Genomic DNA, 15178 nt, shown 5'->3' with positions numbered 1-15178 from the left:
GTTTGTAAACAATACGTTTCGAGTCCTCACCGAGGAGCGGCACGGTCGATGGGAGAGGCGTCCCCCGCTCCCCACGCCGTCCCGGCACGGAAGGCCTCCATGCCCCTCCCCTCGCTCCGCTCCAGCCTGCGCCTCCAGCTCGTCGCGCTCGGCGCCGTCGCCGTGCTCGGCACCTCGGTCGCCTTGACCGCCGTGGGCACCGTGCAGGCCCATCGCCTCGCCGACCAGGCGCGCACCGACGTCGACCAGCTCAACACCGATGCGCTCCGCCAAAGCACGCAGGCGGCGCACCAGCTGGTCGCGACGCAGGTCGACACCGTCACCACCCGGATGGCCGCCGAGCTCGAGGTCGCCCAAGCGGTGGTCGCCTCCTCGGGCCCGCTCGCCTTCGGCCGGCTCCAGGCATGGGACGCCGTCGATCAGACCACCGGTGACGTCACCTCCGTCGAGCTCCCGCTGCTGTCGGTGGGCGGCCAGGCCGTGCGACCGGTCAGCGATCCCGACGTGGCGGTGCCGGTGGTCGACACGGCCGCCGGGCTGCTCGGCACCGCCGTCACGGTGTTCCAGCGCATGAACGACGACGGCGACATGCTCCGCATCGCCACCAACGTGCCGGCCGCCGACGGTCAGCGCGCGATCGGCACGTACATCGCCGCCACGAACGCGGACGGCTCGGCGAACGCCGTCGTCTCCGCGCTGCTCGGCGGCGAGGCGTACTACGGCACGGCGACCGTGGTGGGCCAGCAGTACGTCACGGCGTACGGCCCGCTCACCGTCGACGGCGAGGTGGTGGGCGCCGTGTTCGTGGGCACCCCGCAGAGCGAGGTCGACGCCCCGCTCCGGGAGGCGCTCGCGGCGATGACCGTCGGGCAGCACGGCTACGTCACGGTCCTCGCCGACGACGGCACCTGGGTGGTGCCGCCGCCCGGCGCGAACGCGGGCGATCCGGCGGACTCCGCCTACGCGCAGACGCTCGTCGACACGGGTCTCGCGCTCGTGGACGACGCCGCGGCGGAAGACGCGACGGCCGAGGGCACCGCGGCGGACATCGTCCGCGTCGACCTCGCCGACGACGGCGCCGAGGTCTCCGTCGCCCGCTACGCCCCGTGGCGCTGGACCCTCGCCTCGTGGGGCCTCGACCAGGACCTCACGCTGGTGCCGCAGCACCTCGACGCCGGGATCGCGGAGCTCACCGCGACGCTGCTGATCGTCGGCCTGGTGGTCGCGGTCCTCGCCGTCGGGCTCATCGTCGTGGTGTCCGGTCGCATCGTGCGGCGCGTGAGCCGCATCACCGACGCCCTCCGGCGCGTCGCCGACCACGACCTGTCGCACGACTACACGGGCGAGGGCAGCGACGAGATCGGCCGTATGGGCGACGCGCTGGGCGAGACCATCGTCGCGATGAGGTCCGCCGTGGGCTCCCTCCGCACGGGCGCCGAGTCGCTCCAGGTGACCGCCGACCAGCTCAACGGGGCGAGCCTCGGCCTCCAGGGCGTCGCCGCTCAGACGGCGACCAGCGCGGGCAGCACGGCCGAGACCGCGACCGCGATGAGCCTCGAGGTGCAGTCCGTGACCGCCGCCATGGTGGAGATGCGGGTCACCATCGACTCGGTCTCGCGCGACGTCCACGCGGCGACAGGCGAGACCCGGGCCGCGGTCGCCACCGCGGAGGAGGCGTCGTCGCTCTCGACGCGGCTCGAGGACTCCTCGTCGCAGATCGCCCAGGTGCTCACCACCATCACCGCGATCGCCGCGCAGACCAACCTGCTCGCCCTGAACGCGACCATCGAGGCCGCGCGCGCCGGCGAGGCGGGCAAGGGCTTCGCGGTGGTCGCGAGCGAGGTCAAGGACCTCGCCCAGCAGACGGCCGCCGCGATCGAGACGATCCGCCCCGTGCTCGAGCACGTCGCGACCGACGCGGCCGAGGTCCAGGCCGCGGTGGACCGAGTCACCGGCTCGATCGCCCGCGTCGACGAGCATCAGTCGTCGATCTCCGCCGCCATCGAGCAGCAGAGCGCGACCACCACCGAGATCGAGCGCAACCTCATGATCGCGGCCGACGGCGCGAGCACCATCTCGACCGCCGCGCACGAGCTCTCCGACAGCGCGCAGCACGCGCGCGCGGGCGCCGACGAGGTCGGCGGCGTGGTGACCGGGCTGTCCGACATCGCGACCGGCCTGGCGACCGGCGTCGACAAGTTCGTCCTCGCCTGACGGCCCGGGGCTCCGGTCGTGCCGCGGCCGGAGTCCCGACCTCGGGTGGGCGCGGCGCCTCGCTAGGCCTTGAGCCCGCGCCGGGCCGCGATCCAGCCGGAGACCACGCGCCACCCCACCAGGGCCGTCGCGAGGAACACACCCGCGACGACGACGAACGAGACCTGCACGCCCTGCCCGCTCGCGACCCGCAGGACCATGCCGCCCACGAGGGTCGAGGCCCAGACGATCGCGCCGGTGCGGCGCCAGTCGCACGGGCGCCTCCAGCCCCGCGCGATCACCCACCCGAGCGCCGCGCCGGCCGCGAAGGGCCACGCCGTGGTCGCGAGCCCCGACCCGCCGGGCCCGAGGATGCCCTCCTCGTGGCTCGCCCGGCCGATCGCCGAGAACACCACGATCGCGCCCGCGTCGAGCGCCGCCGCCCCGAGGGCGGCCTGCCTGAGGTTCATGATCCCTCCGTCCCGAGCCCGCGCAGCCACTCGCGGATCACCAGGATCCCGGCCACCGCCGCATCGTCCCCCACCTCCCGTGCACGGGCGCGCAGCCCCGTGACCGACACGCCGAGCGAGCGCAGCTCGCCGGTGTGCCCGAGGAGCCAGCGCTCGATCCGCTCGGCGTCGACCTCGGGGTGGAACTGGAGCGCGAGCGCGGATCCGTGCATGTAGGCCTGGCACGGCGTGGCCTCGGTGGAGGCGAGCACGGTGGCGCCGGCGGGGGGCACGATGCGGTCGCCGTGCCAGTGCAGGACCGGGGCGCCGTCGAGGTGGCGCAGCGCGGTGGACGATGCGGCAGGGAGCAGGTCGACTCCGCCCCAGCCGACCTCGGGCGCGCCCGGCTCCACGGTCCCCCCGAGGGCGTGGGCGAGGAGCTGCGCGCCGAGGCACACCGCGAGGGTCGGAAGGCCGGATCGCACGCGGCTCGCGAGCAGCCCGGCCTCCTCGGCGAGCACGGGGTAGTCCTCGAGATCCGCGACGCCGACGGGGCCGCCGAGCACGATGCCCAGGTCCGCGGAGACGAACGGCGCGAGGTCGTCGACGCCCGCGTCGAGGTAGACCACCTCGTAGCCGTGGGCGGCGATCTCGTCCTCCCAGATGCCGAGGTCCTCGAAGGCGACGTGGCGGATGGCGACGCATCTCATGGCTGGGAGCGTATCGGGGCCGGGCGGGCGCGCGGCGCGGCATGAGCCCCCTTCCGTCGAGATCGTCTGCCATGACAATCGCCAGACTTGTCATGGCAAGCGATCCCGGCGATGAAGGCGCGACCTCGCGCTCCCCGCCTGCCGTCGGATTGCGCACACGGAAGGCATGGGCACACCATGGGTCGCATGACCTCCGCGATCGATCTGCACGGCCCCGCGCACGTGGCGCGCTACCTCGAGACCGACGGCGCCGAGGGCCACGACTGGCGCCGCGGCACCACCGTGCTGCTGCTCACCACGACGGGGCGGCGCACGGGCGCCGAGCGCGTCAGCGCGCTCATCTATCGCGAGTGGGGCGACGCCTTCATCGTCGTCGCGTCCAAGGGCGGCGCCGACGCCCCGCCCGCGTGGTTCGTCAACCTCACCGCGCATCCCGAGGTCGGGGTGCAGATCCGCGCCGAGAGGTTCGCCGCGACCGCCCGGGTCGCGACGCCCGAGGAGAAGCCCGCGATGTGGGCGGCGATGGTCGAGGCGTGGCCCGACTACTACGCGTATCAGGCGCGGACCGATCGCGAGATCCCCGTGGTGGTCCTCGAGCGCGCCTGACCGCGCAGCGACCGCGCCCGTCGCCGGGACCGGCCGCGACTACCCTTGTCGGGTGGCTCACCTGCTTGGCGCCGAGGCGCTTCACCTGGACTTCGGCACGGGACCCGTTCTCGCGGGCATCACCCTCGGCCTCGACGACGGCGACCGCATCGGCATGGTCGGCACCAACGGCGCGGGCAAGTCGACGCTCCTCAAGGTGCTCGCCGGCCGGGTCGAGCCCGACGACGGCCGTGTCACCGTGGCCCGCGGCACCCGCATCGGCGTCCTCGACCAGTCCGACCACGTCGACGAGTCGCTCACCGTGGCCCAGGCGATCGTCGGCGACCGCGACGAGCACGAGTGGGCGGCGGACCCGCGCGTCCGCGACATCATGGCGGGCCTGGTTCCCGACCTTCCGGCCGATGCGGTGGTGGGCGACCTCTCGGGCGGCCAGCAGCGCCGGGTCGCGCTGGCCCACGTGCTCGTGGGCGATCACGACGTGGTCTTCCTCGACGAGCCCACCAACCACCTCGACGTCGAGGGGGTGACCTGGCTGGCCGACCACCTCAAGCGGCGCTGGACCGCCCACCGGGGCGCCCTGCTCGTGGTCACCCACGACCGCTGGTTCCTCGATGAGATCTCGACCCGCACCTGGGAGGTCCACGACGGCGAGGTCGACATGTACGAGGGCGGCTACGCCGCCTACGTGCTGCAGCGCGTCGAGCGCGACCGCATCGCCGCCGTCACCGAGCAGCGCCGTCAGAACCTCATGCGCAAGGAGCTCGCGTGGCTGCGCCGCGGCGCCCCGGCACGCACCAGCAAGCCCAAGTTCCGCATCGACGCCGCCAACGCGCTCATCGCGGACGTGCCGCCCATCCGCGACGCCGTCAAGCTCCACCGCATGGCCGCCGCGCGCCTGGGCAAGGACGTGGTGGAGCTCGTCGGCGTCGGCGTGAGCTACGGCGACAAGGAGGTGCTGCGCGACCTGGACTTCAGCATCGGCCCCGGCGACCGCATCGGCATCCTCGGGGAGAACGGCGCCGGCAAGTCGACGTTCCTGCGCCTCGTCACGGGCGAGCAGGAGCCGACCAGCGGGCGGGTGAAGACCGGCATGACGGTCCGCGTCGAGCAGCTGAGCCAGCAGCTCGCGGAGCTCGACGACATCGCGGACGAACGCGTCTCCGCCGTGGTGAAGCGCTACGCGTCCATCAAGCTCAGCGACGGCCAGGAGATGACGCCCAGCCAGCTGCTCGAGCGCATGGGCTTCACGTCGATCCAGCTCAAGACCCCCGTGGGCCGCCTGAGCGGCGGCCAGCGCCGGCGCCTCCAGCTCCTGGTGGTGCTGCTGTCGGAGCCGAACGTGCTGGTGCTCGACGAGCCCACCAACGACCTCGACACCGACATGCTCGCGGCGCTCGAGGACCTGCTCGACTCGTGGCCCGGCACGCTCATCGTGGTGAGCCACGACCGCTACCTCATGGAGCGGATCACCGACCAGCAGTACGCCGTGGTCGACGGGGGCCTGCGGCACCTGCCGGGCGGCGTCGACGAGTACGTCGCGCTGTCCCGCGACCGCCGCGCCGGTGGCACGGGCGGCATCGGCACGTTCGGCGTCGGCGGCGACGATGCGGTGGCCACCGTCCGCGCTGCGTTCCCCGACGCTGTCGCGACCCCGGCATCGTCGGGCGAGCCGGCGCTCAGCGGCGCCGAGCGCCGCGCCGTCGAGAAGGAGCTCAAGGCGGTCGAGCGTCGCATGGCGAAGATCGAGGAGCTCACCGAGGGCCTCCACAACGAGATGGTGATGCACGACCAGTCGGACTTCGCCGGCCTTGCGACCTTCATGAAAGAGCTCCAGGCGCTCGAGGCGGAGAACACGGGGCTCGAGGAGCGATGGCTCGAGCTGGGCGAGCAGCTCGGCTGACCCGCCGGCGGGCGCGGGGGTCAACCCTCCCCCACGGGCAGGGTCGCGACCTCGGTCCCGTGCGAGGCGCCGGACCCGGGTGCTTAATGGAGTCACCCCGAAGGAGGGACCCGTGAGCGAACGCATCGTCCCCATCGCCGGCATGACCTGCGCGGCGTGCGAGCGCACCGTGACCGCCGCCGCGCTCGCGCTGCCCGGCGTGGAGTCCGCGAGCGCCGACCGCCGCTCGGGGAGGCTCACCCTCGAGGGACGGCGCCTGCCCTCCGACGGGGACGTGGACGGGGCGCTCTCTGACACCCCGTACTCCGTCGGCACGCGTCCGTGGCTGAGCCACGATCCGTTCGTGTGGCGCGACCTCGTGGTCGCGATCGCCGTGGTGGGCCTCGTCGGCGCGGCCGCGTGGGCGCTCGGGCTCGAGTCGCGCGTCCAGGACCTCACCTCGGGGGCGTCCGCGGGCTCGGCCGTGGTGGTCCTCGGGCTCGGCGTGGCCGCGAGCGTGTCGACCTGCATGGCGCTCGTGGGCGGGCTCGTCGTCTCGCTCGCCGCGTCGGTGCCCACGCGCGCGAGCGGGCTCGCGCGCCTGCGCCCGCACCTCGCCTTCAATGCGGGACGCATCGTCGGCTTCGCCGCCCTGGGCGCGGTGGTGGGCCTCGTGGGCCGCTCGCTCGCCCCCTCGGGCGTGCTGCTCGCCGCCGTCGTGCTGATCGCAGCCGGCGTCATGGCGATCGTGGGCGTCAGGCTCACCGAGGCGTCCCCTCGCGTCGCCGCATGGCAGCTGGCGCTCCCGGGCCGCTGGGGCGCCTGGGTGGGCGGCGCCTCGGATGGCGAGCGCGGCGGCACGATGCGCGCGCTCGGCCTCGGCGCCGCCACCTTCTTCCTGCCGTGCGGCTTCACCCAGGCCGTGCAGGTGTACGCGCTGTCGACGGGCAGCCCGCGGGAGGGCGCGCTCGTCATGGGGCTGTTCGCGCTCGGCACCACGCCCGGGCTGCTCGCGGCCGGTGCCGCGGCCGGTGCCGCCGCATCGTCCCGGCGTCCCGCCGCGGGACGGATCCTGCGCGGGGTGGGCGTCGCGGTGCTCGCCTTCGCACTGGTGACCGCGTCCGGCGCGATCACCCGGCTGGCTCCCGGTCTCGGCGCGGGCGCGATCACCGCGACGGAACGCACCGCGAACGTGGTCGATGCCGGCGGCGTCCAGCGCGTCAGCACCGACGTGGTCGGCGAGGGCTACTCGCCCGCGACCACCGTGGTCTACGTCGACGAGCCCGTCGCATGGACCCTCACCCCCGTGTACAAGGGCTGCCAGAGCGCCGTCGACGCCTCGACGCTCGGGCTCGGCCGCATCATGGTGCTGCTCGACACCGAGACCGTCGAGTTCACCCCGACCGAGACCGGGACGTACCGGTACTCGTGCGCGATGGGCATGTACACCGGGGAGTTCGTGGTGATCGAGCGGCCCGAGGCCTGAGCCCCCCACCGGCGGCAACACGCGCGTCACACTCCCCCGGTACCGTCGAGCCCATGGACGTCGCGATCATCGGTGCCACCGGGGACGTGGGCCGGGCGATCTGCGGCTCGCTCATCGAGCGCGGCGAGCTCGGGGCGTCGTCGCGTCTCCAGCTGGTGGGCCGCGCCGGCGGCGCCTCGGGCGCCGCGGTGCACGGGCTCCGGGTCGACCTCATCGACGCGTACGACGAGCGCGCTCCCCACATCGACGTCGCCACACGCCCGGAGGACGTGGTCGCGGACGTCGTGGTGATGACCGCCGGCCTTACCGTGCCCACCGGGACGGGTCAGGTGATCGACCGCGACAGGCTCGCGGCCGACAACCGTCGCGTCTTCGAGGAGCACGCCGACGCGCTCGCGGAGCACGGCTCGGGCCACGAGGTCGTCATCGTGGTGTCCAACCCGGTGGAGCTCGCCGTCGAGGTCTTCGCGCGCCGCCTGGGACGCCATCGCGTCATCGGCATGGGGGCCTGGCTCGACACGTTGCGGTTCCGACGCGAGATCGCCGCGACCCTGGGGATCCGACGGCACCGCGTCAGCGGCTTCGTCGCCGGTCAGCACGGCGACATGATGGTGCCGCTGTGGTCGAGCGTGCGCCTGCGCGGGCTCGACCCGGACGAGCGCGCCGAGATCGTCGATCGCCTGCGCGGCGACCGCACGCTCACGTCCTTCCGCTCCGAGGTCGCCGCGGCGAAGCAGCGGACCGCGTCGACGCCCGACGTCGCGCAGGCGTTCGCCGCGATCGACGCCTACCCGCCCGACGTCCAGGCCGTGATCCGGCCCTACCTCACGCACCAGAGCGGCGCGAAGACGGCCCATGGCACGGCGAACGCGACCGTCGACCTGGTCCGCACGGTCCTCGACGGCCGCGACATCGTGGTCGCGGGTCAGGTGCTGCTGGACGGCGAGATCGAGCTCGGCGGCGCGCCGTGGGCCGGGGTGCTGGGCGTGCCCGTCGCCGTCGGGCCCGACGGCTGGACGCGGGTCATGCTCGACGATCCGGCGGCCGACGAGTCCCGCGCGCTGTGGGAGGTCGCCCAGTCGATCAACGAGTCCGTGATCGCGTGGGGAGGCGGCGCCCGATGAGCACCCTGACCCAGCGATGGTTCGCGTTCGTCCAGGTCGAGGACCGCTCGGGCGCCTCGGCCGCGATCGCCGGCGTCTTCTCCGAGCGCGGGGTGAGCTTCGGCTCGATCTCGACGCTCGACGTGCACGGAGGCGTGGGCACCATGTGCGTCGAGTTCGGGGCGTCCGAGCGCCTCGCTCACGTGCTGGTGCGCACGCTCGAACGGCTCGCGGTGGTCCGGTCGGTCGACCTGGTGCACGCGGACGATGCGCGGGTCAGGGCGGTCGCCGTCCTCGCCGCCGTCGGGGAGGAGATCGGCGCGCCTGCGGGCGTGAGCGTCCACCGCGACGGGCTCGAGGGCACGGTGCTGCTCACGGGTCCGCTGACCGCGGTGGCCTCGACCGTCGCGTCGCTCCGTGCCGGCGACGCCACGGTCGAAGCGTTCACGGTCCTCCCGCCGCGCTGAGCTACCGCGGGCGCAGCCACGGCCGCCGCCCCCCGCCCCCGCCACACGCGCCATGGGGCGCTCAGCGTCGCTTCTCGCGCAGCCGTGCGCCCTACGGGGCGCTCACGGTCGCCAGCTCCTCGGCCGCATCCGCCACCGCAGCCTGCCCGTGAGGCACGATGACGGCGCGCCCGAGCATCGTCCCCTGCTCGAGCCGGGCGTATGCGTCCAACGCGTCCTCGAGCGCGAAGGGCACCGCGTCCACCTCGAGGCGACCCTGGCGGTAGAGCGCGCCGAGCTCGTGAAGCTCCCCGAGCGTGCCCATGTAGGTGCCCGTGAGCTCGGCCTCGAACGGGGTCGTGTAGAAGCCCCAGTCGACGCGACCGCCGGCGAGGCCGACGACGGTGATGCGCCCGCGCACGGCGACCACGGACTGCGCGAGGGCGATGGTCTCTGCGGTGCCCACCATGTCGAAGACCGCGTCGACGCCGCGCCCTCCCGTGACCTCGCGGATGCGCGCCGTCTGGGCGTCGCCGCCTACGATGACCGCACCGCGGCCGGCCGCGAGCGCGCACGCGTCGTCCTTGAGGTCGACCCCCAGCACGGTCGCCGAGGACATGGCGCCGAGCAGCTGCACCGCGAACTGCCCGACCCCTCCCAGCCCGATGACCAGGGCGGTCCGCCCGCCCGAGGCCAGGCGAGGGAGCGCGAGCTTGACCGCGTGGTACGCCGTCAGACCCGCGTCGACGAGCGGCGCCGCCGCGATGGGGTCGGCGTCGCCCAGCGGCACCAGGTTCCGTACCGGCACCGTCATGTACTCGGCCATGCCGCCGTCCAGCCCGAGCCCGCTGCCCAGCGACGTCATCGAGGCGACGTTGTCGCACAGCGTGTCCTCACCACGCGCGCACGAGGCGCAATGGCCGCAGCCGCGCGCCGCGTAGACCATGTGCGCGGAGCCGATCTCGAGGCCGACGACGCCGGGCCCGGTCTCCTCGATCCACCCCGTCACCTCGTGGCCGAGGATGTACGACGGGCGCAGCTGCGGCATCGCGATGTCCTGGTCGAAGACGGCGTAGAGCGCGACGTCCGAGTGGCACGCGCCGGAGCCCGCCACCTTGAGCAGCACCTCGCCCGGGCCGGGCACCGGCCGCTCGATGTCGACCAGGGTGGGACGCGTCTTCCACGCGTCGAATCGGACGGCCTTCATGGGGACTCCAGTCCGGCGCCTCGCGGAGGTCGACGCGGAGCGGGCGCCGTTGCTCGCCGCGTCGGAACGAGCATCGCACAGGTCCGCACCAGATGTGAAGCGCCATTCACTTATGGGCGGGCTTGCCGCCCTTCCGGACGTGAATCGTCCACCCGGCCCGGCCGCTAGGACCTGCCGCTCAGGCGCCCGATTGCCCGCTCCAACCGCGCCGCCCGGGTGCGCTCGCTGGCCGCGGTCATGAGCGGATGCAGGATCGAGAACCGCTCGGCGCTCGACAGCGCGTCGAAGCGGGCGCGCAGCCCCGGCTCCGAGTCCAGCGCCGCGGCCAGGTCCGCCGGGACCTCCGCCGTCGCCGATCCCGCGTACGCGCGGTCCCATCGTCCGTCGGCGCGCGCCCGCTCGACCTCCGCGCGCCCGGCGGCCCGGAGACGACCCTCCGACTCGAGGCGGGCGATGTGCTCCGTGTTGCGCAGCGACCAGAGCGAGCGGGGGCGACGGGGCGTGAACCGCTGGAGGAACGTCGCAGCGTCGCGGCCCTTCTTCTGGCCGTCGATCCACCCGGAGCACAGGGCCTCGTCGAGCGCCTCGGCATAGGTGAGCGAGGTCGGCTCCGTCACGCCCTTCTTCGCGAGCACGAGCCAGACCCCGTCGGGCTCATGCTCGTGCGCGTCGAGCCACCCCCTCCACGCCGGCGCGTCGGCGACGCACAGCTCCGGGGCGGCCTCGGGCATCGTGCCTACTGCGCCTGGTACGGGCTCACGACGATGTCGACGCGCTGGAACTCCTTGAGGTCCGAGTAGCCCGTCGTGGCCATCGAGCGGCGCAGGGCGCCCATGAGGTTCGACGTGCCGTCGGCGTGGGTGCCGGGGCCGAAGAGGATCTCGTCGAGCGGGCCCGTGGTGCCCACGTGGACGCGCTCGCCGCGCGGCAGCTCGGGGTGGTGAGCCTCCGGCCCCCAGTGGTAGCCCGCGCCCGGCGCCTCCTCGGCGCGCGCGAGCGCGGCGCCCAGCATGATCGCGTCGGCGCCGCACGCGAACGCCTTGACCAGGTCGCCCGAGCGCCCCAGCCCGCCGTCAGCGATGACGTGCACGTAGCGGCCGCCCGACTCGTCGAGGTAGTCGCGACGCGCGGCCGCGACATCGGAGACCGCGGTCGCCATGGGCGCGTGGATCCCGAGCGTGGTGCGCGTGGTCTGCGCGGCGCCGCCGCCGAAGCCCACGAGCACGCCCGCAGCGCCCGTGCGCATGAGGTGCAGCGCGGCCTGGTAGGTCGAGGCGCCCCCGACGATCACGGGGACGTCGAGGTCGTAGATGAACTTCTTGAGGTTGAGCGGCTCGGCGCCGTCGGAGACGTGCTCGGCGGACACCGTGGTGCCGCGGATCACGAACAGGTCGACTCCCGCCTTGAGCACCGTCGCGTAGTGCTCCTGCGTGCGCTGCGGGCTGAGCGCCCCCGCCACGACCACGCCGGCCGCGCGGATCTCCTGCAGGCGCGCCGTGATGAGCTCGTCCTTGATGGGCTCCGCGTAGATCTCCTGCATGCGCGCCGTCGCGCCCTCGGCGTCCAGGCTCGCGATCTCCTCGAGCTGCGCCGTCGGGTCCTCGTAGCGCGTCCACAGGCCCTCGAGGTCGAGCACGCCGAGGCCGCCCGCGTTGCCGAGAGCGATCGCCGTCGCCGGGCTCATGACCGAGTCCATCGGCGCGCCGATCACGGGGATCTCGAACTGGAAGGCGTCGATCTGCCAGCCGAGCGTCACCACCTTCGGGTCGCGCGTGCGGCGCGAGGGCACCACGGCGATGTCGTCGAAGGAATAGGCGCGGCGCCCGCGCTTGCCGCGGCCGATCTCGATCTCGTTGCTCACGGGTCACCAGCCTAGCGTTCACCTGCGACAGCGCCGCAGGACGATGCACGGACGGGCCTGGGGACAACCGTGCGCCCGCTGTCGGAGCGGCGTGCCAGGCTAGGACCATGAGCTGGATCGACGAGACCATGGTGGGCTTCGACACCGAGACCACGGGCGTGTCCACGGAACGCGACCGCATCGTGACCGCCGCCGTCATCACGCGCCGCGGGACCGCGGTCACCACGCGCACGTGGCTGATCGACCCGGGCATCGAGATCCCCGCCGCCGCGAGCGCCGTCCACGGGATCTCGACGGAGCGGGCGCGCGCCGAGGGCGCGCGACCGGCCGAGGCGCTCGAGGAGATCGCAGCGGCTCTCGCCGAGGCCCTGAACGCGGGCCACCCGGTGGTCGCCTACAACGCGCAGTTCGACCTCACGCTCCTCGAGAACGAGCTCATCCGCCATGGCCGGGCCTCGCTCGCGTCGCGGCTCACGGCGCGCGAGGTACGGCCGATCGTCGACCCGTACGTGCTCGACCGCAAGCTCGACCGCTTCCGCAAGGGCAAGCGCAAGCTCATCGACCTGTGCGCCGTGTACGCGGTCACCGTCGACGCGGACGACCTCCACTCGGCCGATGCGGACGTCCTCGCGACGCTCGAGCTCGTCCACGCGCTCGCCTCGGCCTACCCGACCATGCGGGACACCTCGCTCGACTCGCTCCACGACCTTCAGATCTCCGCGTACCGCGAGTGGGCCGTCGGCTTCGCCGCGTTCCTCAAGTCGAAGGGCGTCACCGACGACCTCCCGCGCCCCGAGTGGCCCGTCGCGCCGCTCGCGGCGGCGCCCCCCGCATCGTCCGCTCCCGCGACGCCGGCGCCCTTCCGTGCGGGTGAGCAGGACGCCCTCTTCTGACAGCTCGCGCGCCGCGCACCGCAATCGCCGCGATGGCCACTCGGGACGCACGGATTCACCCCTAGGGCCACCGGCGCCCGTCCCTCGCGAGGCTTACCGTCGGGGGACACACCTACGGAGGTCACAATGACGTGGTCCACCACGGAGGCCGCCCCCACAGGGGCTGGACCTCTCGACGATGCGCTCTCCCAGCTCGACTCCGCGCTGGCACACCTCGGCATCAACGGCGGCATCAAGAAGATGCTCACCACCCCGCGACGCGAGCTCATGGTGAGCGTCCCGCTGCGCCGCGACGACGGCTCGATCGCCGTCTACTCGGGCTACCGCGTGCAGCACAACTTCTCGCGCGGCCCCGCGAAGGGCGGCCTGCGGTACGCGCCCTCGGTCGACCTCGACGAGGTCAGGGCGCTCGCCATGTGGATGACCTGGAAGTGCGCCCTCGTCGACGTGCCGTACGGCGGCGCGAAGGGCGGTATCGCGATCGACCCGCGCACGCACTCGCAGGCCGAGCTCGAGCGCGTGACGCGCCGCTACACGTCGGAGATCCTGCCGATCATCGGCCCCACCAAGGACATCCCCGCGCCCGACATCGGCACGGACGAGCGGACGATGGCGTGGATCATGGACACCTACTCCGCGGCGATGGGGCACACGGTCCCCGGCGTCGTCACGGGCAAGCCGGTGAGCCTGGGAGGCTCGTACGGACGCGCGTCCGCGACGTCGCGGGGCGTCGCGCATGTCGCGCTCATGGCGCTCGCGTCGCGCGGCATGGACCCGGCGCGGACCACGGCGAGCGTGCAGGGGTTCGGCAAGGTCGGCCGCGACGCCGCGCGGTTCCTGTCGGCCGCGGGCGTCAAGGTGCTCGCGGTGAGCGACATCGACGGCGCGGTGTACGACGCGCGCGGGCTCGACATCGGCCGCCTCGCGGCCTACGCGGACAGGACCGGGTCGGTGGCCGGCTTCGAGGGCACGGAGGCGATCGACCCGGCCTCGGTGCTGCTGCTCGACGTCGACATGGTGGTCCCCGCGGCGGTCGAGGGCGTGCTGACCGCGGAGAACGCGGGCCGGGTCCAGGCGTCGATCGTGGTCGAGGGGGCGAACGGCCCCACCACCAAGGACGCTGACGCGATCCTCACCGACCGCGACGTCCTGGTGGTGCCCGACATCCTCGCGAACGCCGGCGGCGTGGTGGTCTCGTACTTCGAGTGGGTGCAGGCCAACCAGGCGTACCAGTGGAGCGAGCGCGACGTGAACGAGCGCCTCGAGGAGCGCATGACCAAGGCGTGGCACGACGTGGTCGATTACGCGGGCGCCCACTCCCTCACCTACCGCGAGGCCGCCACGGCGCTGGCGGTGCAGCGGGTGACCGAGGCGCACCGGCTCCGGGGGCTGTACCCGTGATCACCGCCTGAGCGGCCCGCCCCGCGCCGCCGCCGCCCCGCCCCGCGCCGCCGCCGCCCCGCGCCGCCGCCGCCGCCCCGCAGGTCACGGATCTGCGGACCCTCGACCTCGATTCCCCGCTGCGGGACGGATCGAGAGGCCCCGGATCCGTGACTTGCGGCCGCCGGGCGGGCGCCGGGACACCGCTCACCCGATCAGATACCTCACGAGCATCGCCACGCTCATCACCACGATGAGCACGCGCAGCACCACCGGCTTCACGCGGAACAGCACATGCGAGGCGGCGTACGCACCCAGGAGCTGGCCGCCGATCATCGCCGCGCCCACCGTCCACACCAGCTGACCCGCGCACGCGAACACCAGGAGCGACGCGACGTTGGTCGCGAAGTTGAGCGTCTTGGCGACCGCCGTGGAGCGCGGCAGCTCGTAGGCGCGCAGCGTCACGCCCGCCAGCGCGAACAGCGAGCCCGTGCCGGGCCCGAACGCACCGTCGTACGCCCCGATCGCGGGCACCACCGTCGCCTCGTACGGCGCGGCGCTGAGGCGCTCGTGCGCCGGCGGCTCATGGGCCTTGGGCACGAATGCGAAGTACGCCGCGATGACGGCGAGCACCACGGGGATCACCACGCGCAGCGGCTCGGGGGAGGCGAACTGGATCGCGACGGAGCCCGCCGCGGACCCGAGGAAGGCCCACAGCATCGGCCACCGCGCATCGTCCCACCGCACGCGGCGCCGCCGGATCACCTGCCACGTCGCCATCCCGGTCCCGAAGGACCCCTGCAGCTTGTTGGTGCCGAGCGCCTGCAGCGGCGGCACGCCGGCGAGGAGCAGGGCGGGCAGCGTCAGCAGCCCGCCCCCTCCCGCCAGCGTGTCGAGGAACCCCGCGACCAGCGCGACGACCGCGAGGATCGCGAGCGTCTGCCAGGCGAGGTCCACGCGTCGCG

At 73.7% G+C, this 15178-nt stretch carries 14 protein-coding genes; 8 read left to right on the top strand and 6 right to left on the bottom strand.

The genetic code is table 11. From position 1 onward, the window contains the following. The first annotated feature begins 99 nt into the window (after nt 1-99). Nucleotides 100-2214: a methyl-accepting chemotaxis protein gene (locus tag AOM09_RS02940; protein ID WP_062384017.1), complete on the top strand. Its 2115-nt coding sequence runs from the start codon at nt 100-102 to the stop codon at nt 2212-2214. 62 nt (nt 2215-2276) lie between these two features. Here AOM09_RS02940 and AOM09_RS02935 read toward each other — a convergent pair whose 3' ends face one another. Beyond that, nucleotides 2277-2663 carry a DUF3054 domain-containing protein gene (locus tag AOM09_RS02935; protein WP_062384013.1) on the bottom strand — a complete coding sequence of 129 codons (387 nt, stop codon included), beginning with the start codon at nt 2661-2663 and terminating at the stop codon, nt 2277-2279. Further along, the gene (locus tag AOM09_RS02930; RefSeq protein ID WP_062384010.1) at nt 2660-3352 is read right to left on the bottom strand and encodes a glutamine amidotransferase-related protein; all 693 of its coding nucleotides are present in this window, start codon (nt 3350-3352) and stop codon (nt 2660-2662) included. Before AOM09_RS02930 ends, AOM09_RS02935 begins: the two co-directional genes overlap by 4 nt. Nucleotides 3353-3538: 186 nt before the next feature. Here AOM09_RS02930 and AOM09_RS02925 point away from each other — a divergent pair, with 186 nt between their 5' ends. The 5 genes from AOM09_RS02925 to AOM09_RS02905 all read left to right on the top strand — a co-directional run bounded on the left by AOM09_RS02925 (nt 3539) and on the right by AOM09_RS02905 (nt 8893). Then, nucleotides 3539-3958, top strand: coding sequence for a nitroreductase family deazaflavin-dependent oxidoreductase (locus AOM09_RS02925; protein WP_062384437.1), 420 nt, complete (start codon nt 3539-3541; stop codon nt 3956-3958). Nucleotides 3959-4010: 52 nt separating this feature from the next. Beyond that, complete coding sequence (locus AOM09_RS02920) at nt 4011-5858, top strand: ABC-F family ATP-binding cassette domain-containing protein (RefSeq protein WP_062384007.1); 1848 nt, start codon at nt 4011-4013, stop codon at nt 5856-5858. 112 nt (nt 5859-5970) lie between these two features. Further along, the gene (locus AOM09_RS02915) at nt 5971-7323 is read left to right on the top strand and encodes an urease accessory protein UreH domain-containing protein (RefSeq protein ID WP_062384004.1); all 1353 of its coding nucleotides are present in this window, start codon (nt 5971-5973) and stop codon (nt 7321-7323) included. 53 nt (nt 7324-7376) lie between these two features. Continuing rightward, a complete protein-coding gene (locus AOM09_RS02910; protein WP_062384000.1) occupies nt 7377-8447 on the top strand; it encodes a lactate/malate family dehydrogenase in 1071 nt (356 codons plus the stop codon). Beyond that, nucleotides 8444-8893, top strand: a complete 450-nt coding sequence (locus tag AOM09_RS02905) for a hypothetical protein (RefSeq protein ID WP_062383997.1) — start codon at nt 8444-8446, stop codon at nt 8891-8893. Before AOM09_RS02910 ends, AOM09_RS02905 begins: the two co-directional genes overlap by 4 nt. Before the next feature lie 91 nt (nt 8894-8984). On the opposite strand, the gene AOM09_RS02900 is transcribed toward AOM09_RS02905, so the two are convergent. The 3 genes from AOM09_RS02900 to AOM09_RS02890 all read right to left on the bottom strand — a co-directional run bounded on the left by AOM09_RS02900 (nt 8985) and on the right by AOM09_RS02890 (nt 11940). Continuing rightward, the gene (locus AOM09_RS02900; RefSeq protein ID WP_062383994.1) at nt 8985-10079 is read right to left on the bottom strand and encodes an alcohol dehydrogenase catalytic domain-containing protein; all 1095 of its coding nucleotides are present in this window, start codon (nt 10077-10079) and stop codon (nt 8985-8987) included. Nucleotides 10080-10243: 164 nt separating this feature from the next. Beyond that, a complete protein-coding gene (locus AOM09_RS02895; protein WP_062383991.1) occupies nt 10244-10810 on the bottom strand; it encodes a YdeI/OmpD-associated family protein in 567 nt (188 codons plus the stop codon). Nucleotides 10811-10815: 5 nt separating this feature from the next. After that, on the bottom strand, nt 10816-11940 hold the full coding sequence (locus AOM09_RS02890) for a GuaB3 family IMP dehydrogenase-related protein (RefSeq protein WP_062383986.1): 1125 nt from the start codon (nt 11938-11940) through the stop codon (nt 10816-10818). A gap of 107 nt (nt 11941-12047) precedes the next feature. Here AOM09_RS02890 and AOM09_RS02885 point away from each other — a divergent pair, with 107 nt between their 5' ends. Both AOM09_RS02885 and AOM09_RS02880 read left to right on the top strand, forming a co-directional pair. Beyond that, nucleotides 12048-12833: an exonuclease domain-containing protein gene (locus tag AOM09_RS02885; RefSeq protein ID WP_082098755.1), complete on the top strand. Its 786-nt coding sequence runs from the start codon at nt 12048-12050 to the stop codon at nt 12831-12833. 126 nt (nt 12834-12959) lie between these two features. Next, complete coding sequence (locus AOM09_RS02880) at nt 12960-14234, top strand: Glu/Leu/Phe/Val family dehydrogenase (protein WP_062383984.1); 1275 nt, start codon at nt 12960-12962, stop codon at nt 14232-14234. Nucleotides 14235-14420: 186 nt separating this feature from the next. On the opposite strand, the gene AOM09_RS02875 is transcribed toward AOM09_RS02880, so the two are convergent. Next, complete coding sequence (locus AOM09_RS02875; RefSeq protein WP_062383980.1) at nt 14421-15170, bottom strand: TSUP family transporter; 750 nt, start codon at nt 15168-15170, stop codon at nt 14421-14423. Nucleotides 15171-15178: the final 8 nt, after the last annotated feature.

Source organism: Demequina iriomotensis (genome assembly GCF_000971395.1).
GTDB lineage: Bacteria > Actinomycetota > Actinomycetes > Actinomycetales > Demequinaceae > Demequina > Demequina iriomotensis.
This window is presented reverse-complemented; position numbering and strand designations above follow the sequence as displayed.